The sequence below is a fragment of the Nocardiopsis sp. NPDC057823 genome (assembly GCF_042797335.1).
Lineage (GTDB): Bacteria > Actinomycetota > Actinomycetes > Streptosporangiales > Streptosporangiaceae > Nocardiopsis > Nocardiopsis changdeensis.
Genome location: NZ_JBHVLR010000011.1, coordinates 166,417 through 193,028, shown reverse-complemented (window position 1 = coordinate 193,028; position 26,612 = coordinate 166,417). Strand labels below are relative to the sequence as shown.

Below are 26,612 nucleotides of genomic sequence, written 5' to 3'. Positions count from 1 at the left end.
GCTCCGGCGGGACGCGGGGACCGGTTCAGGACACGGGTGGTCGGGTGGCCGACCAGCGGCGGAGTTCGTCGGCCAGGGCGACCGGGGCGTCCAGCTGGATCAGGTGCCCGGCCTCCGGGACGAGGGACAGCGTGCTGCCCGGGATCGCCTCCCGCAGCCGGTGGGCGCGGTCGACCGGGATCCAGGTGTCCTCCGTCCCCCACACGATGTGCACGGGGAACGGCAGCTCCGCCAGGTGCGGTTCGACCTCTTCCGTGAACCGCTCGTCGGCCTGGGCGATCTGCCGGTAGAACGCCTCCTTGCCCTCCTCGCCCAGCCACGGGCCGACCAGCGCGTCGAGCTCCTCGGGCCGCAGCCCCCGGTGCGACGCCCCGGCGATGTAGGCGCGCAGGGCCCCCTCGTGCACCGCGTCCGGCAGGCGGGCGAACACCGCCGCGTTCTCCCGCACCAGCCGGAAGAACGGCGACCCCCACGGCCGCAGCGCCACCACGTCCACCAGGCACAGCGCCAGGTACGCGGCGCCGTGCAGCAGCGCCGCGCGCAGCGAGACGGCGCCGCCGTAGTCGTGGGCGATGACGCGCGGGCGCTCCAGCCCCCAGTGGTCCAGGAGCGCCGCGAACGCCTCGCCCTGCACCCCCAGGTCGACCGGGTTCCGCGGGTCCTTCGAGGAGGCGCCGTAACCCGGCATGTCCCACAGGTACACGGTGAAGTCGCGGGCCAGCGCGTCGGCGAACGGCGACCACAGCCGCGAGGACCACGGTGTGCCGTGGCACATGACCAGGGGCGGTCCCGCGCCCCGGCGCCCCCAGGCGATCCGGTGCCCGCGCCACTCGAACATCTCTTTCACGTCCATGGTCTCCAGGGTGCCGGAGATCGGGGCGGGAGGAGGGTTCGTCCACAGGGCGGATTCCACAGAGGCCGGCACGGAGCGCGTGGACCGGAAAACGTGTGGACACCGGCCCGGGGTCGGGGGATAGGTTCTGTTCCGTGTCCTCTCCCGAAGCGTCCAGACGCGTGCCGCCGGTCCGCCGGTAGGCACGTGACGCCGCCGACGCCCTCAGCCGTCGGCCGAGATCCCAGGCCCCCGCAGCGGGGTCTGCCTCCCATGCGCTCGTGAACACCGGCGGTGCCGCGCGCCCGCCTTCCCTTCACACGACGCTCTCGGGAGACACCCGTGCCATTTCTGCTGTACATGCTCGCCCTCGCGGTCTTCGCGCAGGGCACGTCGGAGTTCATGCTCGCCGGGCTGCTGCCCGCCGTCTCCGCCGACCTGGACGTTTCCATTCCGCAGGCGGGGCTGCTGACCTCGTCCTTCGCCGTCGGCATGGTGATCGGCGCGCCCGTGATGGCCGCGCTGGGCCGCCGGTGGTCACCGCGGTGGACCCTGACCGGCTTCCTCGGCCTGTTCACCGCCGCCCACGCCGTGGGCGCCCTCACCGACGACTTCTCCGTCCTGCTCGCCACCCGGGTGGTCGCGGCCCTGGCCAACGCCGGATTCCTGGCGGTCGCCCTGGCCGTGGTCGCCGCCGTGGTGCCCGCGGGCCTGCGGGCCCGCGGGCTGGCGGTGGTGCTCGGCGGCACCACGCTGGCGCTGGTCGCGGGGGCCCCGCTGGGGGCGGTCCTGGGGGCCGGGTTCGGCTGGCGGTCGACGCTGTGGGCGGTGGCCGCGGTCTCGCTGCCCGCGCTCGTCGCGGTGGCCGTCGCCACCCCGAACCGGGCCGGCGGCGCTCGGCCGGACGCGGACCGGGACGACCTGCCCGCTGCCGACGCCCCCGGCTTGGGCGCCGAGCTCGCGGTCCTCGGCCGTGCCCGCCTCCAGGTCGTCCTGCTGCTCGCCGTGCTCGTCAACGGTGCGACGTTCTGCGTGTTCACCTACCTCGCCCCGCTGGTGACGGACGCGGCGGGGCTGTCGCCGGGCGCGGTCCCGGTGGTGCTGGCGCTCTTCGGGGCCGGGGCGTTCGCCGGGGTGCGGGCGGCGGGGGCCTTCGCCGACCGGCACTGGCGGACGCTGCTCCTCTGGGGCGGATGCGGGCTGCCGGCGTGCTGGGGCCTCCTCGCCGCCACCGCTTCGCACGCCGCCGCCGTGGTGGCGCTGGTCCCCCTCGCGGGCGCGCTGTCGTTCGCGGTGGGCGGCACCCTCATCGCCCGCATCATGGCGAACGCCGCGGAGGCGCCCACCATGGGCGGTTCGTTCGCGACGGCGGCCCTCAACCTGGGCGCCGTCGCCGGGCCCGTGCTGGGCGGGACCACCTACGCCGCGGCCGGGGCGCACGGCCCGGTGCTGGTGGCGGTGGCCCTGGTGCTCGCCGCCCTCGCCGCGGGCGGCGTCCAGGCCCTGGCCGCCGCCCGGACGGCCGCCCGGGCGGGTGCGCCGACGCCCGACGACGTCCGCGACTGAGTCAGCGGACGGCCGACGCGAGCGGCCGCCTCCCCGCCCGTCGCGGGCGGGGAGGCGGCCGCGACGCGGCCCGGGAAATGTCGGGGGCGGACGGTACAGTGCGGGGAACGCCCGCCGCCGAGTCCGTCGAGGGAGCCGTCCATGGCCGGGACCGTCCTGCGCACACGCGCGCTGAACCGGGCCACACTCGACCGGCAGCTCCTCCTCTCCCGCACCGAACTGCCCGTGGCGGACGTGGTCACCCACCTGGTCGGCCTCCAGGCCCAGACCACCCACACCTGGTACCTGGGACTGGAGAACCGCATCGAGGGCCTGGACCCCCACCGGGTCGGCCGCATGCTCACCGACGGCGAACTGGTCCGCGTCACCCTCATGCGCGGCACCCTCCACCTCGTCACCCCGCGGGACTGCCGCTTCCTGCGCCCCACCGTGCAGCCCGCCATCGACCGCGGGTTCTCGGGCAGCCGCCACGGCCAGGCCACCCGCGGCATGGACCTCGACGCCGTCGCCCGCGCCGGGTACGACCTCCTGCTCGCCCGTCCCATGACCCCGAACGACCTGGCCGGACACCTCGCCGAGCGGTGGCCCCGGGTGGGCGGCGAGCACCTCGCCCAAGCGGTCAAGGACCGGCTCCCCCTCGTGCAGATCCCCCCGCGCGGGGTGTGGGGCGCCACCGGGGCGCCCGCGTTCGCGCCCGCCGACACCTGGACCGGGCTGGCCATGGACGCCGACCCCGACCCGGAGGGCCTGGTGCTGCGCTACCTGGCGGCGTTCGGCCCGGCGAGCGTCAAGGACATGCAGGCGTGGTCCTCGCTCACCCGGTTCAAGCCGGTCTTCGACGGCCTGCGGGACCGCCTCGTCGAACTGCGGGCCGAGGACGGCACCGTCCTGTTCGACCTCCCCGACGCGCCCCGGCCCGACGAGGACACCGAGGCCCCGGTCCGCTTCCTCTACGACTTCGACAACGTCCTGCGCGGCCACGCCGACCGCAGCCGCGTGCTGCCGCACGAGCACCGGGCGCGGCTGGTCTCCCGCAACGGCATGCCCCCGGGGACGGTCCTGGTGGACGGGTTCGTCCGCGCCTCCTGGAAGGTGGTGCGCGCCCGGGGGGCCGAGCCCCACCTGGAGGTCTCCCTGTTCGAGCCGATCACCGCCGCGGACCGCGAGGCGGTCGCCGCCGAGGGCGAGCGCACCCTGGCGTTCCTGGAACCCGGGGGACACGGGATCCGGTTCGTCGAGCCCTGATCCCGCACCGGTTCCCCGGACCGTATCGCCCGCCCGCTTCGCCCGTGGGTGCCCTGATGTGGACGTATGCATCCGGACCACGGACAATACGGGGTGATATGGAAGGATTCTCGGGTGACTGAAGAGTTCCGTGCCGCGTTCCAACGCGTGCTCGACACCGCCGCCGAACAGGCTCCCGGGTTTCCCGCGGCCGTGCACGACGTCTTCCGGCTCTCCTCCCAGGTCCCGCAGGAGGAGCTGGCCGTCGCCATGGAGGCGCTGGCCCCCGTGCTGTCGGACTGCGAACCCGTGGCCGGCATCGCCGCCGACCTCGCGGTCCTGGCCGGCGCGCTGGTGGAGGCCGGTGCGCCCGCGGGGCAGGTGGGGCTGGAGGTGCTGCGCCAGCTCGGCAGTTACGGACAGGCCGCAGCCGCGTTCATGCACGCCTGGGACAAGACCGGCGGCGGCGCCCCGCCGCACCCCGGCGAGGTGGGCGAGGCCGAGGAGCAGCGGGTCGAGGAGGTCCTGGGCGAGAACGCGCCCCTGGCCACCGTCGGCTGGTGGACCTGCCTGCGCTACGGGCTCGCCGCCAAGGCCATGCTCGGCGACTCCCGGGTGCGGGCGGCCGTGCGCGCCGACTCCGGGGCCCTGGAGAGCCTGAGCCAGATCGTGCACGCCCTCTCCACCCGGCTGCCCGAGTTCACCGAGGTCGGCGAACTCCTGAAGATGGCCGAGGCGGACAGCGCGCTGGTGCTGGACCGGGCCTCCTGGCGGGCCTTCCGCGTCCGGTTCGACGGCATCGGCGACAACTTCCAGCTGCACACGCTGCTGGCCGACGCGCTCATCGGCAAGGAGGGGCAGCGGCTGCCCGGCACCCGGCCGGACCCGCGGTGGACCGCCGCCTGCCTGGACGGCGCCCCGGACCCGCTGGCGGACGTGGTGCGCGGCGAGTGGGACCTGGTCGGCGGTGACGGGACCTGGGTCGGCAACGAGGCGTGCCCGGCGGACATCCCCTTCGTCGACGGGGAGCGTGTGCTGGTGTTGGAACCGCAGACGCTCGCCCACTCGTGGCGGGCGGGGCGGCGCCACGCGCACATCCCGGGCAGCCTGACGATCGTCGAGGAGCTGCACCCGGACGAGGCCACCGGGTGGTGGTCGCGGATGCACCCGGCCGGATCGGTGCGCCACCCGCTGGCGCCCGCCATCGAACACGGGGACACCGGCGCGCACCGGCCGCCCCGGCACTTCGGCGTGGCCGCGCACTTCGAGGAGGTCGACGCGGGTCCGCTGTCGTCGACGTTCCCGGCCCTGGAGCCGGACGACCTGTCGGACGGCCTGCCGGGCGGGCTCCCGCAGGAGGCGTCGCCGGGCGGCCCGTGGGCCGAGGCGTACCCGCGCGAGGCGGTGGGGTGGGCCGACGACCCCGCGCCGCGGCCCGAGCCCCGGGTCGAGCCGCAGATCGAGGCGTGGCCGCTCGTCGAGCGGGCGCCCGACCCGTGGCCGGCCGTCGAGCCCGAACCCGAGCCCCGGGGGTACATCCCGCCCGACGACGGCCGCCCGCCGGGCGCGCACCTGGTGCCGCCGCTGCCGCCCGGGGTGTCGGACAGCTGGGCGTGGGCCCCGCACTGGAAGTGGCCGCCCCCGCCCGGCCCCGCGCCGAGCCCGTGAGACCCCGCCGCCGAAGGCGGCACCCGGGCACGCCGTAGCGCACCCGGTATCCCCCGAACACCGAACCCGGAGACCCCCATGCCCGAGCCCGCCCGGAGCGCTGCCCCGGAACCCGCCCCCGCCGAGCCTGTCGAGCCCGCCGGAGCCGCGGCGGCCGCTGAGGACGCCGTGATCGAGACCCCCCGGACCCCCGGGGCAGAGGAGCCCGAGACGGCGGGCGGCCCCGTCGGGGAGGACGGGGGCACCGGGACCGCGGCGACCCCGGACACCGCCGACGGCGTGGAGAGTGCTTCCGGCCCTGCGAAGTCGTGGGCGGCCCGGGTGGCGCTGGTGGCGGCCGCCGGACTGGTGGTGGGCGGCACCGCCTACCTGGGAGTGGAGGTCGCCGACGCGTTCGCGCCGGCCGCCACGACCGGGGCGGCCGAGTCCGGGCCCGACCGGGACACGGGCGAACGCCGCACCACGCCACTGCTCGCGGACCCCGGCGAGGGTGCCCCCCAGGGGACCGGTGCCGGCCCCGAGGCCGGCGGTGAAGCGGCGGCCCCCGCCCAGGGCCCCGTCGACGCACCGGTGGAGGGCACCGCGCCCGCCGACGGGAGCGGCGGTACCTCCGGAGGGGAGGACCCGCGCGCGCAGATCCTCGACGACATCCTCAACACGCCCCAGGAGCGCCCGCCCCTGGTCAACGACTGCGACCAGGCCTGCGTCGACGCCCAGACGGCACGCGAGGAGGAGGGCGTCGAGCCCGTGGTCGTCGAGTTCCACCCCGAGGACTACGAATTCCCCACCACCCCCTGACCAGGGAACGGGGCGGCGGGTCCGCGCGCCGTGGGCGCGGACGGCGCCGCGTCGGCGGCGGGCCTGGGCCCGGGCGGGAATACGCAGGTGGACGCCCCGGGAGCCGGTGTCCGACCGGCGCGGCAGCCGCGGTCGCCCACAGGGAGCACGGACCCGACTAGGCTGGCGTTCGGCAATCCGACACCCCGGCAGGCCGACCGCGCTGGGTGAGTCACGAGCACACTCAAGGAGATCCCGTCATGGGGCAGCGACACTTCGATCTGGTCGTTCTCGGCGCGGGCCCGGGCGGCTACGTCGCCGCGATCCGGGCCGCCCAGCTCGGCCTGAACACCGCCGTCATCGAGGAGAAGTACTGGGGCGGCGTCTGCCTCAACGTGGGCTGCATCCCCTCCAAGGCCCTGCTGCGCAACGCGGAGCTGGCCCACCTCTTCACCAACGAGGCCGACCTCTTCGGCATCAAGGTCGACGGCAAGGTCGAGTTCGACTACGGCAAGGCGTTCAGCCGCAGCCGCGAGGTCGCGGACGGCCGCGTCAAGGGCGTCCACTTCCTCATGAAGAAGAACAAGATCACCGAGATCGACGGCCGCGGCACCTTCGTCGACGACCACACCATCGAGGTCGCGGGCGGCGACGGCTCCAGCGAGACCGTCACCTTCGACCACGCGGTGATCGCCGCCGGCTCCTCCACCAAGCTGCTGCCCGGCACGCAGCTGTCGGAGCGGGTCGTCACCTACGAGGAGCAGATCCTCGAATCCGAGCTGCCCGGCAGCATCATCATCGCCGGAGCGGGCGCCATCGGCGTCGAGTTCGCCTACGTCCTGGCCAACTACGGCGTGGACGTCACCATCGTCGAGTTCCTGGACCGCATCGTCCCCCTGGAGGACGAGGAGGTCTCCAAGGAGCTCTCCCGCGCCTACAAGAAGCTCGGCGTCAAGGTCCTGACCTCCACCCGCGTGGAGGGCGTCGAGGACACCGGGAGCAACGTCAAGGTCACCGTCACCACCACCGGGGGCGACCAGCAGGTCCTGGAGGCCGACAAGCTGCTCCAGGCCATCGGGTTCGCGCCCAACGTCGAGGGCTACGGCCTGGAGAAGACCGGCGTGGAGCTGACCGAGCGGGGCGCCATCGCCATCGACGGCCGGGGCCGCACCAACGTGCCGCACATCTTCGCGATCGGCGACGTCACCGCCAAGCTGATGCTGGCCCACACCGCCGAGGCCATGGGCATCGTCGCGGTGGAGACCATCGCCGGGGCCGAGACCCAGGAGATCGACTACAAGTTCATCCCGCGCGCCACCTACTGCCAGCCGCAGATCGCGAGCTTCGGCTACACCGAGAACGAGGCCCGCGAGGCCGGGTTCGACGTGCAGGTCGCGAAGTTCCCGTTCATGGCCAACGGCAAGGCGCACGGCATCGGCGACAGCCGCGGGTTCGTCAAGGTCCTCTCCGACGCCAAGTACGGGGAGATCCTGGGCGCCCACATGATCGGCCCCGACGTCACCGAGCTGCTGCCGGAGCTGACCCTGGCCCAGCAGTGGGACCTGACCGTCCACGAGGTGTCGCGCAACATCCACGCCCACCCGACGCTGAGCGAGGCCGTCAAGGAGGCCGTGCACGGGCTGTCCGGGCACATGATCAACTTCTAGGCCGTCCGCCGCGGGGGCCCGTCCCGCGGCGTGCGGAACGAAGGGCGCCGGGGCCGGTCCCCGGCGCCCTTCCCCGTGTCCGGTGCCGGGCGCGCCGGGCGCGGTCGCGGCCCCGGCGGCCGTCCGTCGTCCTGTTGTGCCGGACCGCGGCGGACTTGCTAAGTTTCCCTGTGTCCCCCGCCGGAACCGTCCCCTTTCGTCCGGCACACTCCCGACACCGAGAGTCACCCATGCGACTGATCCCGTCCTCCCCCCTGTCGTGCCTGGGCACGGCCGTCGCCGCCGCAGTGATCGGTGGTTTCGTCCTGGTCGGCTGCGACGTCGTCGAGTTCGACGAGTTCGACACGGACTTCGGCCTCTTCTCCGGGGACGGGGAGGCGTCCCCGAGCCCGGAGGCGAGCGCGAGCCCGAGCCCGGAGGACGGGGAGGGGCAGGAGGAGGCTGCGCAGTACGCGCTGCCGGAGTCGTGCGCGGAGGCCGGCGCCGCGGAGGTTGTCGGGGACCTCGCGCCGGGGACCGTGCTGGCCGAGGACCGCGGCGAGGTCGAGGGGTTCGCCGACGCCGAGCAGCTGACCTGCTCGTTCAGCGACGGCTCCGGGACGCCGGGCGCGGCCACGTTCACCCTGGTGTTCACCCTCAACGTCGACCCGAGCCTGAGCCCCGACGTGGTGGCGGTGCCGGGCGCCGAGGAGGAGATGAACTGGGAGGTGGACATCGACGTGGACGTCGACACCTACCACACGGACGAGTCCGACTCCCTGGGCGGCGACCTGGAGTACGTGGGCACGGTGGACGGCGGCACCCGCCACCTGTACCTGTCGCTGCCGGGCGAGCTGTACGTGACCGCGATCGCCTACGGCGGGGAGGTGCCGCGCGAGGACCTGGAGCGCGTGGTGATGCTGGCCGCGGAGCGGGTGCGCGGCTGACCCCGGCCGGGGCGCAGGGAGCACGGACGTCGAGGCCGCCGGCACCGCCGGCGGCCTCCGCCGTGCCCGCCCCCGGTCAGCGCAGGAGGTCGGGCAGCCCTCCGGCGAGGGCGTGCAGGCAGCGCGCGGCCAGGGCGGCGGGGCCGTCCTCTCCTCCGGGCGGTGCGTCCCCGGCGGACCAGGTCTCCATGGACAGGCGGATGGCGTCGGTGACGGCGGCCGCCGCCAGGCGCACCGTCAGGTCATCGTCGGGGCGGCCGGCGGCCGCCGCCAGCAGCGGTACCAGGAGCTCCTCCGACTCCTGGTTGACCCGGTACCAGACGGTCCGCAGGGTGGCGTCCTCGCGGGCGGCGCGCAGCAGCGCGCGCGTCCACTCCAGGGCGCGCTCCTCCTCCGGCCCACCGGGCGTCAGGGCGTCCACGACGGACCGCTCGACGGCCTCGGGCAGCCCCGGGGTCGGCCCGCCGTCGCCGACGGGCTCCTCCAGTGCGGCCAGCGCGTCCCGCCAGTGCTGTGCACCGGTGCTGAGCAGCGGGGCGACGGCGTCCTGCTTGGTGCGGAAGTACCGGTAGAACGTGCGCAGCGCCACCCCGGCGGCGGCTGCGATGTCCTCGGCGGTGGTGTTGTCGACGCCGCGCTCGGCGAAGAGCCGGGCGGCGGCCCGGGCGATCTCCACCTGCGTCGCGGCCTTGCGGCGGGCGGTGAGGGAGGGGCGGGACCCCCCGGATTCTGCGGTGACCATCGCGCTCGATCCTAAGTCCCACCCAGGGCGGCATAAAAAGTCGGAGTGGCATGTTGTGCCAATTGGACATTTCATGCACGAAGCCGCGCCCGGCCGGACGCGGCGGAGGAGGTAAGGGCCGTGAACCGTTACGAGGGACGACGGGTCCTGGTCACCGGCGGCGGGTCGGGCATCGGCCAGGCCACCGTGCTGCGCATGCTGGCTGAGGGCGGCAATGTCGTCGCCGCCGACGTCAGCGAGGCCGGGCTCAAGGACACCATCGACCGGGCGGGGGACCTGGCCGAGCGGCTGACCACGGTGTTCCTGGACGTCTCCGACGAGGATTCGGTGCGCACCTGCGTCGGCATCGCCGTCGAGGCCCTGGGCGGGCTCGACGCGCTCGTCAACGCCGCCGGGATCCTGCGCTCCTCGCACACCGAGCGGACGGCGCTGGCGGACTTCGAGCGGGTGCTGCGCGTCAACCTGGTCGGCACGTTCCTGGTGATCCGCGAGGCGCTGCCCGAGCTGAAGCGGGGGAACGGCCCCGCCGTGGTGAACTTCAGCTCCACCTCGGCGGCGTTCGCCCACCCCTACATGGCGGCGTACGCGGCCAGCAAGGGCGGGATCCAGTCGATGACCCACGCGCTGGCGTCGGAGTTCGCCGGCGCCGGGATCCGTTTCACCGCCGTGCAGCCCGGCTCCATCTCCAGCGGGATGACCGACGGCAGCGGCGCCAGCGGCCAGAGCCGCGGGCCCGGACTGCCCGACGACGCCGACATGGCCCTGTTCGCCAAGCTCGGCCCCGCCCTCGGGCAGGGGTTCGCCGGGCCGGAGACGGTGGCCTCGGTGGTGGCGATGCTGGCCTCCGACGACGGTGCGTTCATCACCGGGACCGAGGTCCGCGTCGACGGCGGCACCCACTTCTGACCCCGGGGAGCGAGAAAGGGGCCGTGCCGCGGAACATCCGCGGCACGGCCCCTTCCGTTGTGCCCGGGGCCGGTCAGCCCTGGTCCAGGAGACGGGCGCAGCGGATCAGGCCCAGGTGGGAGTACGCCTGCGGGTGGTTGCCCAGCGCGCGTTCGGTCACCGGGTCGAACTCCTCCGGCAGCAGGCCGGTCGGACCGGCGCAGTCCACCAGGTGAGCGAACAGCTCCTCGGCCTCCGCGCGGCGCCCCGTGGCCAGGTAGGCCTCGATCAGCCAGGTCGTGCACAGGTGGAAGCCGCCCTCGCCGCCGGGCAGGCCGTCGTCTCGGTGGTACCGGTACACGGTGGGGCCGCTGCGCAGCTCGGCCTCGATGGCGGTCACGGTGGCCTGGAACCGCTCGTCGGAGGGGTCGATGAGCCCGGACAGCCCGATGTGCAGCGAGGCCGCGTCCAGGTCGGTGCCGTCGTAGGCGGTGGTGAACGCCTGCGCGTCCGCGTTCCACCCCTTGTCCACGACCTCGGCGGCGATCTGTGCCCGTAGGGGCTCCCAGCCGGGGTCGGGGGCGCGGTCGTAGGCGGCCGCCAGGGTGAGCGCGCGGTCCAGGGTGAGCCAGCACATGACCTTGGAGTAGACGCGGTGCCGGGGCTCGTCGCGCTCCTCCCAGATGCCGTGGTCGGGCTCCTGCCAGCGCCGGGCGACGGCGTGGGCCATCTCCTGGACCAGCTCCCAGTCGCGGTCGGCCAGGGTGCCGCGCACCCGGGCGAGGTGGGCGATGAGCTCCACGACGGGGCCGAACACGTCGAGCTGCACCTGGTGGTCGGCGAGGTTGCCGACCCGGACGGGGCGGGACCCGGCGTAGCCGGACAGGGAGTCGATGACCTCCTCGGGGCCCAGGTCGGTGCCGCGCAGCGAGTACAGGGGCTTGAGCAGCTCGGGGCCGGGGAGGGTCTCCACGACGCGGTGCACCCAGTCCAGGAACGCCTCGGCCTCGGCGGTGGAGCCGAGGTCGACCAGGGCCTGGACGGTCAGGGCCCCGTCGCGCAGCCAGCAGTACCGGTAGTCCCAGTTGCGGATGCCGCCGATCTCCTCGGGCAGGGAGGTGGTGGCCGCGGCCATGACGCCGCCGGTGGGGGTGCATAGCCCGCGCAGGGTCAGCGCGGAGCGCGCCACCAGCCGCCTCTCGGTCTCGGGCAGGGACAGCCCGCCGAGCCAGTCGGCCCACTCGGCCTCGCCGGTGCGGCGCCGCTCGGCCTCGGGGAGGTCGCCGGGGGCCAGGGAGTCGGTGCCGCAGCGCAGCTCCAGCACCACGGGGCGCTCGGAGGTGGGCTGGACGGTGGCGTAGGCGATGTCGTCCACGCCGTCGTGGTCGATGCGCCAGGACACGCCGGGCGAGTACAGGGCGATGGGGAACTCGGCGCCCTCGACGACGAGGCCGTCGTCCTTGGGGGTGATGCGCACCGGGGCGCGGCCGAAGTCGGGGCGCGGGGCGAACTCCACCACGGCCGGGGTGGTCCCGGTGATCACCCGCACCAGGTCGGTGCGGCCCGGTGCGGTGTCGGTGGCCAGGTAGTCGATGACCTCCAGCCGCGAGAAGCGCGTGCGCACCGTCATCGTGTCGCGCTCGTACCGCTGGCCCAGGGGCAGGCCCTTGTGGGCAGGGGCGATCGCGAACACCCCGGCGGAGCGTCCGCCCAGCAGTTCGGCGAACAGGGCCGGGGAGTCGGGCTCGGGGTGGCACAGCCACAGCAGGCGGGCGTCCGGGCCCACGAGGGCGACCGAGGACTGATTGGACAGCAGCGACATGCGCTCGATCGGGGTGGGGCGCTCCCCGAACACCCAGGATCGGCGCTCGGCGGCCAGCAGGGAGAGCAGCTGGGCGGCGGCCGGGGTGTCGGCCACCCGGTGGGCGGCCACGGAGGGTTCGGTGGTGTCGCCGACCCGGATCCCGGCGTCGGCGCCGGACAGGTGCAGGAAGACGGGCTCCTCGCCGTCGCCGCCGCCCATGTACAGCACCGCGGTGGCCTCGACCTGCCCGCGCAGGACCTCCAGGGCCTCGGCCTTGCCGTGCGCGGAGGGGTCGGCGGTCAGGTCGGTGTCGAACTCGGTGCCGTGGGCGCCGACCAGGCGCACCTCGCCGGGCAGCCGGGACAGGGCGGCCAGGTCGCGCAGCGGGCGGGCGGAGATGACCGCGCACACCGTGCCGGGGAGTTCGGCCAGCTCGCGTAGGGCGCGCACCGCTTCGGGCAGCGGGCGGCGGTCGGGGCGGCCGTCCGCGTCCAGCGGGGCCAGGGCTCCGTCGTAGTCGCAGGCCACCAGCAGCCGGGAGGTGCGGGCCAGTGCCGACACCCGTCGGCGCGCATCGGTGGACAAGGGGTCGGGGGTCACGCCGGTGGGCTCTTCCGGCATGCCCGGGGCCGCGTTCACCGTTTGGGTGAGCGTCACTGTGCCTCCTCCGCTGGTCCACGCAACGACCTGGGAAAAATGGGTGATCTGTAGGACTCCGTACGCATACGCCGGGTTCACACGAGACTGGTGTGGAAAACGTAGAACCCGGGGCTTGTGGCACGGGTGGGGCCTCAGGGGACTTGAAGCAGATCTCAGGAACTTTTAACGCGGATGTGGATGAAAGGGATCGCGCGCAGCGTCAAGATCCGGTCCTCCGGAAGTCAACGCGAGACTACCTGCGGTCTGTTGCCCCTGAGGCCCGTGGGGGGCGTGATGCAGGTCACTCTAGAGGTGTTTCGGGTGAATGGCGAGGGTGTGTCCGAGATGGAGGCGGGGCGTCGAGCGTTGCGAATGCGGAGAAAGCACGCAAAGCCGACTTGACCGGGACTCTTCCCCTTCTTGGCCGAGAGGATGGTGTGCGGTGTGCCACCGGCCGATCGGGATTTTTTCGTCGGCGCCGGCCCGCGGGAGCCGGGCGAGGGCGCGGCCGCGTCCGCGTGAACCGCGGGACGCGCCCGGGCGTCCTCCCCGGGCGGACCCCCCTCTACGGAACGAAGAAGAACGACCATGACCGAGGACCGGCACGCCCCCGGGCCCGACGGGTTGGACGGAGTGGACGAGGTGCCGTGGGGCGACCTCGAACACGCCTACGGCAGCGCCGAGAACGTGCCCGGACTGCTGGCCGCCGCGTTCACCGCCGAGGAGGCGCCGGCCCGGGAGGCGGTCACGGCGCTGCTCAGCGCCGTGCACCACCAGGGCGGCCGGATACTCCCGGTGGCGGTTCCGCTGTTGCCGTTCCTGATCCGGCTGGCGGCCGACCGTGGAAGGCCGACCGCGGTCCGCGAGGCTTCCACGACCCTGATGACCGAGCTGGCCCACTGCGGATGCGGGGTGGAACAGCGGTTCGTGGCTCCGGGCTGGAGGGAAGCCCTGGTCGCGGCGGTGCCGGAGCTCATCGCGCTGCTGGAGGACCCGGAGCCGTTGTTGCGCTCCGGCGCGGCTTCCGTGCTGGCCTGGTGTCCGGTCGCGGGGAGTGGGAGCGCGGCCGCACTGCGCCGTCGCTGGGAACGGGAACCGGACGAACAGGTACGGCTGGTGCTGCTGGAGAGCGCTGCCCGGCTCTCCGCCCGCCGATCGGACCCGGCGGCACCGGGCACGGCCACCGGAGAGGACGTCGAGTGGCTGCTGTACCTGCGCGAGCACGGTGACGTCGATGAACGCATGATCCTCGGACTCGCCGACCCGTTGCTGCTGCCGGACGACCCGGCGGGGCTCTTCGTCGAGGCGGTCGAACGCGACGGCCGCCCACCGTGGCAGCGGGCGGCGTTCCGGGCCTGCTCCCGGGGGCACTTCACCGATGAGCAGTACCGGCGGTCCTCGCTGCTCCGGGCCTCCCACGTACTCGCGAACCGGCCCGGGGTCCGTGCCGAGCTGGCCCTTCGGCTGCTGGGATCGCCGTACGCGGGGGCGCGGCTCGGGGCGGTGGACACCGTCACCGGTCTGGTCGCGGAATTCCGTGGGGCCGAGGCGGAATGGGCCGACACCGCGGGTGGGCTGCTGGAGGAGACCGTCACGGAGGCCCGGACGATCGCCGCGCAGGTTCTCTCGGTGGCCGGGGAGGCCGCCGTTCCGTGGGCGGACGCGCTGGCCGAGCGGGCGGCCCGGGCGGAGGACACGGCCGAGCGGGCGTCCGCCCTGTTCGCGCTGTCCCGCTTGCGAGACTTCCGAGCGGTGTCGCTGGTGCTGGAAGGGTCCGGGGAACCGGGCTTCGGACTCGCCTGGTCGCGGGGGCCCGGCGGATGGTCTTCCGCCCCCGGGCTGCCCGATGTACTGGAGGCGTTCGCCCACGAGGCCGGACCGCTCACCCCTTGGCTGCGGGAACGGCTGCGCCGGGATGACGATGCCGTCCTCGGCGTGCTCCGCCTGCTGGAGCGGTGGGGCGCGGCCGCGGCCCCGTTCACCGATGAGGTGGCCGCCCACCTGGACGCCGGGCCGCGGTCCAGAGCGGCGATGAACGTTCTCGCCGCCGTCGGCCGGCCCGCCTCCCGGCAAGCGGAGGCCGTACGCCGCAGCGCGGGATCGGTGAACGCGGGTGCCGCGGCACTGGCCTACTGGCGGCTCACGGGAGACGGTGAGGGGGCGATGGGCCTCGTCGGTGGGTTCCGCCGCCGGCAGTGGGCGCCGGTGTGGACCCTGCTCGCCGAGATCGGCCCGGCGGCCGTGCGCTTTGTGGACACGGTGCGCAGCGAGGTGGGGAGACCGGGCGGGGACCCGCGGGCGGTCCTGGCGCTGTGGCGGACCACCGGCGATACCGACACGGCCCTGAGCCTGCTCCTCGATGGGGAGACCGCCCCGTTGACGGTGCTCACGGCCTTCTGGCAGGGCCGTGAGGCCGTGCGTGCGCTGGGGGAGATGGGTGCGGCGGCCGCGCCCGCCCTGCCGCTGTTGCGAGGGTTGCGGGCCGCCCCGCGGCGGCCGTGGCGGCAGGGGTGGCCCGGCTCCGGATGGCGGGACGTCCTCCATGATCGGGAACTGCTGGGCCTGCTCGACGAAACGATCACTCACATCGAGGGGTGACCCCCTTCGACGGAACGAAGAAGAACGACCATGACCGAGGACCGGCACACCCCCGGGCCCGACGGGTTGGACGAGGTGCCGTGGGGCGACCTCGAAGACGTCTACGGCAGCGCCGAAAGCGTGCCGGGCCTGTTGACCACCGCCTTCACCGGCGACGAGAACGAGGCCCACCGGGCGCTCTCCGATCTGGACACGAACGTCTACCACCAGGGCGGCCAGATCTGTTCGGCGGCGCCCGCACTGCTGCCGTTCCTGCTGCGGCTGGCGGCCGCGGCGGACCGGCCCGCGGCGGTGCGTTCCCACGCGCTGCAACTGGTGGCGGACCTGGGGTCGAGCGGGTGGTGTGCGCGGTCGCGCTTCGTGGATCCCGGCTGGCCGTCCGCCTGGCAGGCCGTGCTCCCGGAGGTCGTCGCCCTTCTGGACGATGCGGAGGCCCCGGTCCGCGCTTCGGCCGCGGCGGTGCTGTCCTGGGCGGTGGCCCGGGCGGACGAGATGCTCTCCGTGCTCCGGCGCCGCTGGGAGGCCGAGCCCGATGAGGTGACCGGGTTGAGCATGGTGGAGGCCGCCGCCGCCCTCACGGACCGGCATCCGGAGGGAGAGGCGCGGGTGTCGTCCGCCGAGGGCGACGTGCGGTGGCTGCTGGAGCTGCGCGACCACGGAGATGTGGACACGCGGATGACCATCGGCTTCCGGAGTCCGCTGCTGCTGCCGGACGACCCCGTGGGCCTGGCCGTCACGGCGGTCGAGGGGGACGATCCGCGGCCGCCGTGGCTGCGATCGATCTACGGTGACCACCTCGACGATGAGCGTGCGATGGCCGCGGCGCTGGAACAGCGGGTGGCCGAGGCGCTCGCGGACCGTCCCGACGACCGCGCGGAGCTGGCCCGCCGGTTGCTGGGGTCCCGGCGGGCCGGGGCCCGGGTGGGCGCGGTGGAGCTCATCGCCGGACTCGTCGGCGGGTTCCGGGGCGCCGAAGCGGAGTGGGCCGACACCGTCGGGCCGCTGCTGGCGGAGCCCTGGTCGAAGCGGCGGACGCGGGCGGTCCAGATCCTCTCGGTGGCCGGGGAGGCCGCGGCGCCGTGGGCGGACGCCCTGGCCGAGCGTGCCGCCCGGGTGGAGGATACCGGGGAGCGTCACCCGCCCGGCAAGGAGCGGGCGGCCGCGCTGTTCGGTCTGGCCCGTCTGCGCGATCCGCGGGTGGTCCCACTGCTGCTGAAGCAGGCGGACGAACCGTGTCTCGGGCTCTCCGCCGCGCGGAGTCACGGCGGTGGGTGGCTCTTCTCCCCGGCGCTGCCCGATGTTCTGGGCCTGCTCGCGACCGAGGCCGACGCGCTCTTGCCCGTACTGGCCGAACTGCTGCGCGGGCCGAAGGACGGCATGCTCGCCGCCCTGGCCACGGTCGGGGAATGGGGGCCGTTGGCGGCTCCGCTCGCCGACGGAGTGGCCGCTCTCCTGGAGGGCTCCGACCACCCGTCGCGCGAGCTGGCGGTGCTGGCCGCGATCGGCCCCGCCGCGGCGCGGCACGCCCCGCTGGTGCGGTGGTTCACCGGGCCCGAGAACGACGGTTCGGCCGCGTTGGCGTTCTGGCGGCTCACCGGGGACGCGGCAGGCGCCCTGGCCCTGCTGGAGGAGGTCGGCCCCCGGAGGTGGGGCCCGTACTGGACCCTGCTCGCCGAACTCGGAGCGGTGGCCGCCCGCCACGTCGACGCGGCGCGCGAGGAGGCGGAGAAGGGGAACCCTCCGGCCGTCCTGGCGTACTGGCGGCTGACGGGGGACGCGGACACGGCCCTGTCGGCCCTCCTCGACGGCGGGTACGCGCCGCTGGGCGGCGGGGTGCACTCGTGGACCGGACCGGCGGCGGTCCGGGTGGTGGAGGAGATGGGCGCGGCGGCCGCGCCCGCGCTGCCGAGGCTGCGGGAGCTACGGGCGGCCCCCCGGCGGCCGGGGAACCTGAGCTCCGGCTGGCGCGACGTGGCCGACGACCGGGACCTGCTGGCGCTGCTCGACAGGGCCATCGCGCGTGTCGGAGGAGGGTGAGGCCCGGCCTCCGAAAGGGGGCTTGCGTTGCGGTGGGCGGAGCTGTTCGGTGGTGCCCATGGCCGATGACGAACGCCTGCGCGGGCTGGACGGGGTGCCCTGGGGCGATCTCGTGGACTGCCACGGACAGGACGGCACCGGGGTCCGCGACGACCTCGCGGCGGCGCTCGCCGGGGACCCCGCGGAGGCCGCCGGGGCCGTCGAGGACCTCTGCGTGAGCCTCGCCGACCGGGGGTACGGGTACCGGCTCCCGTCGGCGGTGCCCGCGGCGCTGCCGTTCCTGGCGCGGGCGGCCGCCGATGCCGTGCGCCCGCGGCAGGTCCGGCTGGACGCCCTCGACCTCGTCGGGGACGTGTGCTCCGGCTGGGACCTGCCCGCACCGGCCACCGTGCGGGAGGCGCTGCTCCCCCTGCTGGCCGACCCCTGCCCCGAGGTGCGCGTCAAGGCCGCCGAGGCCCTGGCCCGGGGGCGGGGCGGGGACGCGGCCGTGGTGGAGGCCCTGCGCGAACGCCACGGGGCCGAGACCGACCCCGGGGTCCGGCTCCGTCTCCTGGCCGCCGCCGTCCGGCTCACCGGGCGTGGCGGCCCGGTTCCGGGATGGCTGCGCGACCGGTTCGAGAACGGGGACCGCGACGAGCGGGTGCTGGTCGGGTCCGGGGCCTTCGGGGACCCGGTGCCGACCGCCCGGGCCGCCATGGACGACCTGGTCCGGGAGCCGTGTCCCCGGTGGTTCCGGGCCGCCGGGCTGGGCGCCGACGGCCGTGACGACCGGCGCTTCCGCTACGCCCAGGTCTGGATCCACCGGGCGCTGGACCGCGACGGGCGGGAACGGGTCGCCCGGGACCTGCTCGGGCACGCCGACGCACGGGTGCGCGCGGCCGCCGTGCGGGCGGCGCTGGACCTGGTCGGGGAGTTCCGTTCGGCGGCCGGGCCGTGGGCCGGGCGGGTCGCGCCGCTGCTGGACGACCCCGACCCGGAGGTCCGGCGGTGGGCGGTGCGGTCGCTGTCCGCGGTCGGGGATCGGGCACGCCCGTGGTCGGACCGGCTGGCCGGCATCGCAGCGGAACCCGGCGACGACGCCGCGCAGGCGCTGCTCGCCCTGGCCCGGCTCGGCGACCCCCGCGCGCCCGCGCTCCTCCTGGCCCGCTCCGGCCTGCCGCTGTTCGGGTTCGACCCGGTCCCCTCCCGGGACCCGTGGGGCTGGGACCCGACGTTCGAGGAGGCCATGGAGGCGTTCGCGCCCTGGGCCGACGAGCTGCTGCCGCACCTGCGCGAACGGATGGGGGGCGACCCCTGGGAGGCCCGGTGGGCGGCCCCCGCCCTGGCGGCGTGGGGTCCCCGCGCGGCCCCGCTGGCCGACACGGTCGCCGGCCTGCTCGGCGGCGGCGACCGCGACCCCGGCCTGGTGGCGGTGCTGGCCGCGATCGGCCCCGCCGCGGCGCGGCACGCCGACCGGGTGCGGGAGTCCGCGGCCGGCCCCGGACGGGCCCACGCGTACCTGCGGCTCACCGGTGACACGGGGGCGGCGCTGGACCTGCTGGGCCCCTTCGGCGCCCGGTGGCACGACCGGGAGTGGGCGCTGCTCGCCGAGGCCGGTCCCGCCGCCGCCCGCTACGAGGCCGACCTGCGGGAGTACACGGACCTGCGGGGGGCGCACGACGCCCGGGCCCTGCACGCCCTGTGGCGGGTCACCGGGGACACGCGTGCGGTGCTCGCCGCGCTGCTCGACACCGACCACCCCTACCTGGGGGAGCGGGTGCTCACCGGCACCGGCACGGCCGCCGTGCGCCTGCTCGGCGGGATCGGTCCCCCTGCCGGGCGGGCGCTGCCGCGGCTGCGCGCGCTGCTCGGCTCCGACCGCACCGCCCACGTGTCGCCGCAGGCTCTGAGCAGGCGCGGTATCGCCCAGGACCGGGACCTGACCGCCCTGCTGCGCGACGCGGTCGCCCGGATCGGAGGAAGGGGCTGAGGGGCCCGCACCGGGCGGGCCCCGGCGGTCACGAGGTCTTCTCGGGCTTGCGCAGGTGGTGCACGAACGCGGGCGGGACGTTGGCGATCACCCGGTCGGACCGGACGCCGTAACGGTCGATCCAGTCCTGCACCACCCAGCTGGTGCGCGCCTGGCGCAGGTAGTCCTCGCGCCGGGCGATGACCGCCTTCACCTCCTTCGTGTACAGGTAGCCGTAGAAGGAGAGGTGGCCGCCGGGGCGCAGCACCTCGAAGTAGTACTCCAGGATCTCCCGGACGGCGTCGGCGGTGAAGTTCGCGAACGGCAGCCCCGACAGGATCACGTCGTAGGTGCGGTCGGTGCCCATGTCGCCGACCAGCTTGGCGTGCACCCGCGCCTGCGCGGCGATCGGTGACAGCGCGGGGTCGGTCTCCAGCAGGTGTTCGAGGTGGGCGGCGAACTCGGGGTTGGCCTCCACCAGGTCGGCGGTGTCCCCCGGACGCATGGCGGCGGCGATCCCGCGGGTGATGGCCCCCGTGCCCGCGCCCACCTCCATGATCCGCAGCGGCTCGTCGGGTACCGGACGGACACGGACGTGTTCGGCCATCGCCCGGGCCAGCGCTGGGCTGCTGGGCAGGATGGAACCGGTGGCATGGAACGTCCGCAGCGCCTGGGTGAAGAACAGCCTGGTGTCGCGCAGGCGTTCGTCGAGGGCGGCGAGGGGTCCGGCGGTGCTCTTTGTCTCGGACATAACCGAACGCTAACCCCTGGCGGCCTCCGATGGGAGACACCGGTGTTCCCGCGCCGTGAATTGCGGGTGTGGACCATCCCACCGCCCCGGCGGGAACCCCGGCCGCGGCACCGCGCCGACCGTGGTGGTTAGGCTGGCCCCATGAGCGAAGCGGACGAGGGCACCCGTACCGAGCACCCCCGGACGGCGCTGGTGACAGGCGCCTCCTCCGGCATCGGCGAGGAGTACGCGCGCCGCCTGGCCCAGCGCGGCTACGGCCTGGTGCTGGTGGCCCGGCGCAAGGAGCTCCTGGAGTCGCTGGCCGAGGAGATCCGCGACATCTACGGCACCCCCGTCGAGGTCCTGCCCGCCGACCTCGGCTCGCGCGGCGGGGTGGACGCGGTCGCCGGGCGCCTCACCGCCGACGGCACGGGGGAGCGCCCCGCCGTCGACCTGCTCGTCAACAACGCCGGGCGCGGCGACGGCGGAGCGTTCACCGAACAGGACCCCGCCGACATCGACGCCATGCTCGAACTCAACGTGCGGGCCGTCCTCCAGCTGACCCGGGCCGTGCTGCCGGTGCAGATCGCCCGCCGCGAGGCCGGGGAGCAGGCCAGGCTCGGTGTCATCACCGTCTCCTCGCTGGCCGGGGAGCCCGCCGTGAACCCTGGCGGTTCGGTGTACGGGGCGGGCAAGAAGTTCCTCACCCTGTGGAGCGAGAGCGTGTCCGCGGAGGTGCGGGGCAGGGGCGTGTCCGTCACCGTGGTGCTGCCCGGGTTCGTGCGCACCGACATGACCCGGGGCGTCCAGGAGAAGGGGCTGCCCGAGTTCGCGTTCGTGCCCAAGGAGCACATCGTCCGCGACTCGCTGCGGGCCTGGGCTGCCGGGCGCTCCCACGTGGTCCCCGGAGCCCAGTACAAGACCGCCGACGGCCTGCTCAAGGTCCTGCCGCGCTCCCTGGTGCGGCTGGTGGCCCGCCGCATGGTGTGACGGGCCGGTGCCGGGGCGGGCGCGGCGGCGGATGTGACGTGTTCCCCGACCGCATGGTGAGACTCCCGCCCCCGCGTGCAGCGGATGGTGGCCGCAACGCCTAGGCTTGTCAGTGCACTGTCGGTCGAGGAAAGACACCATGAAGACCTTCGAAGAGCTGTTCGCCGAGCTGTCCGAGAAGGCGCGCACCCGACCCGAGGGGTCCGGGACCGTCGCCCAGCTCGACGCCGGCGTCCATGCCATCGGCAAGAAGGTCGTCGAGGAGGCGGCCGAGGTCTGGATGGCCGCGGAGTACGAATCCGACGAGCAGGCCGCCGAAGAGATCTCGCAGCTCCTCTACCACCTCCAGGTCCTGATGCTGGCCCGTGGCCTGCGGCTGGAAGACGTCTACAAGCATCTGTAGGTCGGCGCGCCCCGACCACGGCGCGTACGGCCGCTCGACGTCTTCGAACACGCAGAGCCAACACGAAAGCCAGAACACATGCCCGACATGCTGAGAATCGCCGTGCCCAACAAGGGCCAGCTGTCCGAGCCCGCCGTCGAGATGCTGCGCGAGGCCGGCTACCGGCAGCGCAAGAGCAGCCGCGACCTGGTGATGGTCGACCCGGACAACGAGACCGAGTTCTTCTTCCTGCGCCCCAAGGACATCGCCGTGTACGTCGGCGAGGGCATCCTGCAGGCCGGGATCACCGGCCGCGACATGCTGCTGGACTCCGGCGCCCCCGTGGACGAGGTGCTGCCGCTGGGGTTCGGGGGGTCCACGTTCCGGTTCGCCGCGCCCAACGGCGCGAACATGACGGTCGCCGACCTCGACGGCAAGCGCGTCGCCACGTCGTTCGACGGGCTGCTCCGCTCCTACCTGGAGAAGGAGGGGGTCGACGCGCGCGTCATCCACCTGGACGGCGCGGTGGAGAGCTCCGTCCAGCTGGGGGTGGCCGACGCCGTCGCCGACGTGGTGTCGACCGGCACCACGCTGCGCCAGGCGGGGCTGGAGACGTTCGGGGAGCCGATCCTGGTGTCGGAGGCGGTGCTGATCCGCCCCGTGGACGCCGGACCCGACGCCAAGTTCGACACCCTGCTGCGGCGGCTGCGCGGCGTCCTGGTCGCCCGCGACTACGTGATGATGGACTACGACGTGCACGCCGAGCGCCTGGAGGCGGCGGTGGCGCTGACCCCCGGCATGGAGGGCCCGACGGTGTCCCCCCTGCACCGGGAGGGCTGGGTGGCGGTGCGGTCGATGGTGCCGCGCCGGGACGCCCAGCGGATCATGGACGACCTGTGGCAGCTGGGCGCCCGGGCGATCCTGGTGACGGACATCTACGCCTGCCGCCTGTAGGCGGCGGGTGGAGGAGGGGCCCGCGGGCGACCGCGGGCCCCTCCGCGCGTCCGGGGCGTGCGTCCCGGAGGGTGCGGGCGGCCGCCGCCCTCCGACGGGGGTACCGGTGCGGGCCGGGCGGGACGCTCAGGCGGGGACGACGGTGATGGTGTACTCCGTGCCCTCCCCGTGGTCCGGGATCTCGACGGACAGCACGCGGCGCTCCGCGTCCCAGTCGGAGGTCCAGCCGTCCGGGGCGTCCACGGTGAGCTCGTGGTCGGGGAAGGCGTGCGCCGGGAGGTGGATCTCGGTGGGGCCCGACACGCCCTCGCGTTCGGTGAACCGGAGCCGGAACCGGGCCGGTCCGGCGTCGTAGGAGACCTCCACCGGCCGCCCCGCCACCGCCCGGGGGTAGGCGCGGGACATGACCTCCGCCAGCGGCCCCGGGGTGAGGTCGGTGTCCGCCCACGGCCCCCAGCCGTCGTGGTCGTTGGACCAGTAGGCGCGGCCGGAGGCCATCGACTCGGTCTCCTCCAGCATGCGGCGCACGTAGGCGTCCGCGCCCGGGCCCGACATGTCCAGGCCGAACTCGCCCAGCACGATCGGCGCCCCCAGGCGTTCGGCGGTGACGCGGACGCTGTCGGACCACAGGTCGATGCTGCGGTCCACGGTCGCGCGGGAGTCGCCCTCGTAGGGCCGCCCGAGGTCCATGGGCAGCGGGTAGGCGTGCGGGGCGTAGGCGATGCGGGGCCCGCCCTCGCGCGGGTCCTCCAAGCGGGGGAGCGCGGAGGGGAAGCCCCAGTTGACGCCCACGGCCTGGCCCTCGACGAAGATCCAGGCGTCCTGGTCGACCTCGCGGATGCGCTCCAGGCAGCGCCGGTACAGCTCGGCCAGGGGGCCGGCCTCGAAGTCCGGGCCCTGGAGGCTGCCGCCGAACGGCTCGTTCATGAGGTCGTAGCCCAGGACGGCGGGCTCGTCGGCGAAGCGGGCGGCCACGTGGTTCCAGGCGGCGGCGTAGTCGTCCATGAGGTACGGGTGCTCGCCGGTGGTGTTCCAGAAGTGGTCGAAGGAGCGCATGACGCCCGGCTCCAGGTAGACCAGCTCCCACATGTCCTGGGACTCCACCGGCAGGCCGTCGTTGTGGGTGGCCCACCGCGGGGCGCCGTTGCCGGAGTGCTCCTGCGGGCTGGTGTAGCGGCCGTAGAGGTCCTGGTGCATGTCGAGGAGGACGTGGTAGCCGCGTTCGGCGTACCAGTCGACGCGCTCGGCGACGGCGTCGAGGTAGTCCTCGTCGTAGACGCCGCGTTCGGGCTCCAGCGCCTGCCACTGGATGAGGAAGCGGACGAAGTTGGTCCCCATGAGGTCGTACTCGGCCTGGACGGCGTCCTCGGTGATCCAGGGGAGGCGCTCGGGGTCGGACTTGGCCGAGCCGGAGGTGTTGAAGCCGTGCAGGAACAGGGCGCGCCCCCGGTCGTCGGTGATGTAGCGGGTGGGTCCCGGGTCGTGCCGGGTGGCCGCGGCGAGCAGGCCGGGCAGCAGGACCAGGACGGCGAGGACCGCCGCGAGACGTTTCAAGTCGCGTCCTTCGGGGGGGTGGGGAAAAGAGACGTACGTCACTATCCTGCAAAACGTGAATCTTATTCGCAATATCCCGGCGGCCGCCTCCGCCGCCGCGCTGCTGCCGTGTCTGCTGTTCGGCACCACCGGCTTCCTCACCTGGCTGGGCGCGCGGGGCGCCTGGCTGCTGCTGCCCAGCGCCCTGGGGGCGCCGTTCGCCGTGCCCGGGCTGCGGTTCGCGCCGCTGGGCGAACAGCCCTGGTCGGCGCTCGCCGCCGAGCTGGCCGGGGTGGCCGTGCTCGTCGCCGTCGTGTGGTGGGCGACGGCGCGGTCCGTGGCGCGCCGCCCCGACGCCTCCGCCGTCCGGGCTTTCCTGGCGGGGTGGGGCGCGTTCGCCCTCGGGGCGGCGGCCGCCGGTGTGCCGCGCGCCCTGCTGCCCGCCTGGGAGATGGGGCTGGGCCCCGTCGGGTGGTACGCGATGCTCGCGGGCGGGCTGGTCACGGGGCTGCTGTGGGGTTCGACACTGGGCTGGATCTGCGGATTCGCCCGGCTGGCGACCCGGCCGCGGGCGGCGGTGGCGGCCTGAAGACCCGGGTGGGACGGGGTTTCGGACGCACCTGAACCCGTCGTCCGTCGGTTTGATGGTGTTCACGCGCTGTTCGTCCACGGTGATCCCCCGTGGCCGAAGGTGGTCGTTTCCGGGGGAGGACTCCGGCACTGACGGAGGACTGTGTCACGATGCCCGAATGATCGAAGACTTCCGCCGCGCCGTCGCCGACGTCGTCGAGGCCGCCCAGTCGCGGCCCCACGAGGTTCTACCGCTCGCCGGAACGCTGTTCCAGCTGGCCGGGCACGTTCCCGTCGAGGAGCGGGCCGCAGCGCTCGCGGCCATCGCCGAACGTCTCCGCACGCCGGAGCGGATCGCCCTGGGGGCCGTCGCCGACCTGGCGGTGCTGTGCGGCGCCCTCGTCGAGGTGGGGACCCCGGCCGGGCCCGCCGGGGTCGAGATCACCCGACGCGCGCGGGAGGTCGGCGCGCAGGCGCTGCGGTTCGCGGACGCCTGGGAGTCGACGGGCGAGGACGACCCGCCGCACCCGCGGGAGACCGGCGAGTCGCACCGGGCGCGGGTGACCCCGGTGCTCGGCGACGCCGACATGTACTCGCTCGCCTCGTGGGCGACCATGCAGCCGTACGGGATCGCGATCCGCGCCGTGCTGGGCGACGCCGAGGTGCGCGCCGCGCTGCGCCATGACCCGCGGGGGCTCGCCGAGCTGCAGGCGTTGTCCTCCCGGATGCGCCGCCACGTCGAGGAGTTCGGCGAGGTGTACGAGCTGCTGCTGATGGCCGAGGCCGACCGGATGCTCGTCCTGGACCGGGCGTCGGGGCGCGCCTTCCGGGTGCGCTTCGACGGTGTGGGGGACAACTTCCAGCTGCACACGCTGCTGGCCGACGCGCTCATCGGCCCGGAGGGCCGGGGCGTGCCGGGGCAGCGGCCGATGCCGGACTGGGTGGCGTCCGCCACCGACCTGCGCGACGACCCGCGGCTGTCGATCGTCGAGGGCGAGTGGGACCTGGTCGGCGGCGACGGCATGTGGGTGGGCAACGAGGCGACGCCGGGATCGGTGCCGGTCGTCGACGGCGAGCGGGTGCTGGTGCTGGAGCCGATCTCCCTCAAGCACACCTGGCGGACCGGCCGCCGCCACCCGCACATCCCGGGGTGGCTGCGGGTCGAGGAGGAGCTGGGGCGCGACGAGGCCGCCGCCTGGTGGGGGCGGGTGCACCCGGCGGGCACCGTCGTGCACCCCCTGGTGCAGAGCCAGGAGGAGACGTCCCCGGTGGTGGACGTGCCGCCGGAGGACTGGAGCCCCGCCGACGCGGCGCCGGCTCCGGGCCGTCCCGGCCCCCGGGACGCCGACGACTCCTGGAACGCGGTCGGCGCCTCGGGCGCCTCCGGTGCGCACACCGCCGCGGCGTACGAGGGCGACTCCGGCTCCCACGGCCACGGCGGCCCCGCCGGCGCCGACGCGTCCGGGCCTTCGGGCGCCTACAGCGCCCCCGGGTACACGGATGCGGCCGGGGTCCCTGGTGGGCACGGTGCCCCTGGACACGGCGGTGCCCCCGGTGTGCCGGGGGCCGGTGATGTCCCGGGTGGCTGGACGCCTGCGGCCGGTGCCCCGGGTGCCCACGGGCACGGTGGTGTCGCCGGTGCCCCGGGCGCGGCTGGGACCTCTGGTACGTACGGTGACTCCGGTCATGGCGGTGCTGTAGGTGCGGGTGCGCCCGGTGTTTCCGGGTACGGAGACACGGCTGGTGCCCCGAGTGGGCATGGTGCCTCTGGACACGGTGGTGTGCCCGGGGCGCATGGCGCCTCCGGGTACGGAGACACGGCTGGTGCCCCGAGTGGGCATGGTGCCCCTGGACATGGCAGTGCGCCCGGGGCCTCCGGGTACGCAGATGCGGCCGGTGTTTCTGGTGGGCACGGTGCTCCTGGGCACGGCGGCGCGGCTGGTGCGCCCGGGGCACATGGCTCCTCGGGGTACGCGGATGCGGCCGGTGCTTCTGGTAGTCATGGTGCGCCCGGGCATAGTGGTGGTTCTGGTGCCTCGGGTGTCGCTGATACCTCTGGTGCGTACGGTGGCTCTGGCCATGGTGGTGCGGGCGGTGCGGGTGCGCCCGGTGCTTCCGGGTATGGAGACACGGCTGGTGT

20 protein-coding genes are annotated in these 26,612 nt (G+C 74.7%); 15 read left to right on the top strand and 5 right to left on the bottom strand.

What is annotated here, in order from left to right; all coding sequences use genetic code 11:
* Positions 1–25 precede the first annotated feature (25 nt).
* Positions 26–853: an alpha/beta fold hydrolase gene (locus tag ACFVNO_RS19175; protein ID WP_355257817.1), complete on the bottom strand. Its 828-nt coding sequence runs from the start codon at positions 851–853 to the stop codon at positions 26–28.
* 321 nt (positions 854–1,174) lie between these two features.
* Between ACFVNO_RS19175 and ACFVNO_RS19170 the strand changes: the two genes are divergently transcribed.
* The 6 genes from ACFVNO_RS19170 to ACFVNO_RS19145 all read left to right on the top strand — a co-directional run bounded on the left by ACFVNO_RS19170 (position 1,175) and on the right by ACFVNO_RS19145 (position 8,660).
* The gene (locus ACFVNO_RS19170) at positions 1,175–2,398 is read left to right on the top strand and encodes a Cmx/CmrA family chloramphenicol efflux MFS transporter (RefSeq protein ID WP_378894218.1); all 1,224 of its coding nucleotides are present in this window, start codon (positions 1,175–1,177) and stop codon (positions 2,396–2,398) included.
* A 141-nt stretch (positions 2,399–2,539) separates the two neighbouring features.
* A complete protein-coding gene (locus ACFVNO_RS19165; RefSeq protein ID WP_378894215.1) occupies positions 2,540–3,643 on the top strand; it encodes a winged helix DNA-binding domain-containing protein in 1,104 nt (367 codons plus the stop codon).
* Between the two features lie 114 nt (positions 3,644–3,757).
* Positions 3,758–5,290: a hypothetical protein gene (locus tag ACFVNO_RS19160; RefSeq protein WP_378894212.1), complete on the top strand. Its 1,533-nt coding sequence runs from the start codon at positions 3,758–3,760 to the stop codon at positions 5,288–5,290.
* Positions 5,291–5,458: 168 nt separating this feature from the next.
* Entirely contained in the window at positions 5,459–6,088 is a 630-nt protein-coding gene (locus tag ACFVNO_RS19155) for a hypothetical protein (protein ID WP_355257806.1), read from the top strand.
* Between the two features lie 239 nt (positions 6,089–6,327).
* A complete protein-coding gene (lpdA, locus tag ACFVNO_RS19150) occupies positions 6,328–7,734 on the top strand; it encodes a dihydrolipoyl dehydrogenase (protein WP_220564266.1) in 1,407 nt (468 codons plus the stop codon).
* A gap of 230 nt (positions 7,735–7,964) precedes the next feature.
* Positions 7,965–8,660: a hypothetical protein gene (locus ACFVNO_RS19145; protein WP_355257802.1), complete on the top strand. Its 696-nt coding sequence runs from the start codon at positions 7,965–7,967 to the stop codon at positions 8,658–8,660.
* Between the two features lie 76 nt (positions 8,661–8,736).
* On the opposite strand, the gene ACFVNO_RS19140 is transcribed toward ACFVNO_RS19145, so the two are convergent.
* Positions 8,737–9,402, bottom strand: a complete 666-nt coding sequence (locus ACFVNO_RS19140; RefSeq protein ID WP_378894206.1) for a TetR family transcriptional regulator — start codon at positions 9,400–9,402, stop codon at positions 8,737–8,739.
* Between the two features lie 120 nt (positions 9,403–9,522).
* Here ACFVNO_RS19140 and ACFVNO_RS19135 point away from each other — a divergent pair, with 120 nt between their 5' ends.
* On the top strand, positions 9,523–10,308 hold the full coding sequence (locus ACFVNO_RS19135; RefSeq protein WP_378894203.1) for an SDR family NAD(P)-dependent oxidoreductase: 786 nt from the start codon (positions 9,523–9,525) through the stop codon (positions 10,306–10,308).
* Positions 10,309–10,381: 73 nt separating this feature from the next.
* On the opposite strand, the gene ACFVNO_RS19130 is transcribed toward ACFVNO_RS19135, so the two are convergent.
* Positions 10,382–12,748, bottom strand: a complete 2,367-nt coding sequence (locus tag ACFVNO_RS19130) for a trehalase-like domain-containing protein (protein WP_355257793.1) — start codon at positions 12,746–12,748, stop codon at positions 10,382–10,384.
* Between the two features lie 570 nt (positions 12,749–13,318).
* On the opposite strand from ACFVNO_RS19130, the gene ACFVNO_RS19125 reads away from it, so the two are divergent.
* From ACFVNO_RS19125 to ACFVNO_RS19115, 3 genes are read left to right on the top strand one after another with little or no spacing between them, the layout of a single operon-like run.
* On the top strand, positions 13,319–15,328 hold the full coding sequence (locus ACFVNO_RS19125; protein ID WP_378894200.1) for a hypothetical protein: 2,010 nt from the start codon (positions 13,319–13,321) through the stop codon (positions 15,326–15,328).
* 30 nt (positions 15,329–15,358) lie between these two features.
* Positions 15,359–17,365: a hypothetical protein gene (locus ACFVNO_RS19120; protein ID WP_378894197.1), complete on the top strand. Its 2,007-nt coding sequence runs from the start codon at positions 15,359–15,361 to the stop codon at positions 17,363–17,365.
* A gap of 58 nt (positions 17,366–17,423) precedes the next feature.
* Positions 17,424–19,334, top strand: coding sequence for a hypothetical protein (locus ACFVNO_RS19115; protein WP_378894194.1), 1,911 nt, complete (start codon positions 17,424–17,426; stop codon positions 19,332–19,334).
* Positions 19,335–19,362: 28 nt separating this feature from the next.
* Here ACFVNO_RS19115 and ACFVNO_RS19110 read toward each other — a convergent pair whose 3' ends face one another.
* Complete coding sequence (locus ACFVNO_RS19110; RefSeq protein WP_220564277.1) at positions 19,363–20,064, bottom strand: class I SAM-dependent methyltransferase; 702 nt, start codon at positions 20,062–20,064, stop codon at positions 19,363–19,365.
* Between the two features lie 141 nt (positions 20,065–20,205).
* Here ACFVNO_RS19110 and ACFVNO_RS19105 point away from each other — a divergent pair, with 141 nt between their 5' ends.
* The 3 genes from ACFVNO_RS19105 to hisG all read left to right on the top strand — a co-directional run bounded on the left by ACFVNO_RS19105 (position 20,206) and on the right by hisG (position 22,369).
* Complete coding sequence (locus ACFVNO_RS19105) at positions 20,206–21,033, top strand: SDR family oxidoreductase (RefSeq protein WP_220564278.1); 828 nt, start codon at positions 20,206–20,208, stop codon at positions 21,031–21,033.
* Between the two features lie 139 nt (positions 21,034–21,172).
* On the top strand, positions 21,173–21,436 hold the full coding sequence (locus ACFVNO_RS19100; protein WP_306367642.1) for a phosphoribosyl-ATP diphosphatase: 264 nt from the start codon (positions 21,173–21,175) through the stop codon (positions 21,434–21,436).
* Between the two features lie 78 nt (positions 21,437–21,514).
* Complete coding sequence (gene hisG / locus ACFVNO_RS19095) at positions 21,515–22,369, top strand: ATP phosphoribosyltransferase (protein ID WP_220564280.1); 855 nt, start codon at positions 21,515–21,517, stop codon at positions 22,367–22,369.
* A 126-nt stretch (positions 22,370–22,495) separates the two neighbouring features.
* Here hisG and ACFVNO_RS19090 read toward each other — a convergent pair whose 3' ends face one another.
* Positions 22,496–23,923, bottom strand: coding sequence for a cellulase family glycosylhydrolase (locus ACFVNO_RS19090; RefSeq protein WP_355257781.1), 1,428 nt, complete (start codon positions 23,921–23,923; stop codon positions 22,496–22,498).
* Positions 23,924–23,978: 55 nt separating this feature from the next.
* On the opposite strand from ACFVNO_RS19090, the gene ACFVNO_RS19085 reads away from it, so the two are divergent.
* Positions 23,979–24,491: a hypothetical protein gene (locus tag ACFVNO_RS19085; protein ID WP_378894187.1), complete on the top strand. Its 513-nt coding sequence runs from the start codon at positions 23,979–23,981 to the stop codon at positions 24,489–24,491.
* A gap of 160 nt (positions 24,492–24,651) precedes the next feature.
* The coding region (locus ACFVNO_RS19080) for a hypothetical protein (RefSeq protein ID WP_378894184.1) at positions 24,652–26,612 on the top strand (1,961 nt) is incomplete at its 3' end.

What these genes read in the sequence shown, in the direction of transcription:
- ACFVNO_RS19175 (WP_355257817.1), bottom strand. Translation starts at nt 853, where the DNA reads ATGGACGTGAAAGAGATGTTCGAGTGGCGCGGGCACCGGATCGCCTGG.
- ACFVNO_RS19165 (WP_378894215.1), top strand. Translation starts at nt 2,540, where the DNA reads ATGGCCGGGACCGTCCTGCGCACACGCGCGCTGAACCGGGCCACACTC.
- lpdA (WP_220564266.1), top strand. Translation starts at nt 6,328, where the DNA reads ATGGGGCAGCGACACTTCGATCTGGTCGTTCTCGGCGCGGGCCCGGGC.
- ACFVNO_RS19145 (WP_355257802.1), top strand. Translation starts at nt 7,965, where the DNA reads ATGCGACTGATCCCGTCCTCCCCCCTGTCGTGCCTGGGCACGGCCGTC.
- ACFVNO_RS19140 (WP_378894206.1), bottom strand. Translation starts at nt 9,402, where the DNA reads ATGGTCACCGCAGAATCCGGGGGGTCCCGCCCCTCCCTCACCGCCCGC.
- ACFVNO_RS19125 (WP_378894200.1), top strand. Translation starts at nt 13,319, where the DNA reads ATGACCGAGGACCGGCACGCCCCCGGGCCCGACGGGTTGGACGGAGTG.
- ACFVNO_RS19120 (WP_378894197.1), top strand. Translation starts at nt 15,359, where the DNA reads ATGACCGAGGACCGGCACACCCCCGGGCCCGACGGGTTGGACGAGGTG.
- ACFVNO_RS19115 (WP_378894194.1), top strand. Translation starts at nt 17,424, where the DNA reads ATGGCCGATGACGAACGCCTGCGCGGGCTGGACGGGGTGCCCTGGGGC.
- ACFVNO_RS19110 (WP_220564277.1), bottom strand. Translation starts at nt 20,064, where the DNA reads ATGTCCGAGACAAAGAGCACCGCCGGACCCCTCGCCGCCCTCGACGAA.
- ACFVNO_RS19105 (WP_220564278.1), top strand. Translation starts at nt 20,206, where the DNA reads ATGAGCGAAGCGGACGAGGGCACCCGTACCGAGCACCCCCGGACGGCG.
- ACFVNO_RS19100 (WP_306367642.1), top strand. Translation starts at nt 21,173, where the DNA reads ATGAAGACCTTCGAAGAGCTGTTCGCCGAGCTGTCCGAGAAGGCGCGC.
- hisG (WP_220564280.1), top strand. Translation starts at nt 21,515, where the DNA reads ATGCCCGACATGCTGAGAATCGCCGTGCCCAACAAGGGCCAGCTGTCC.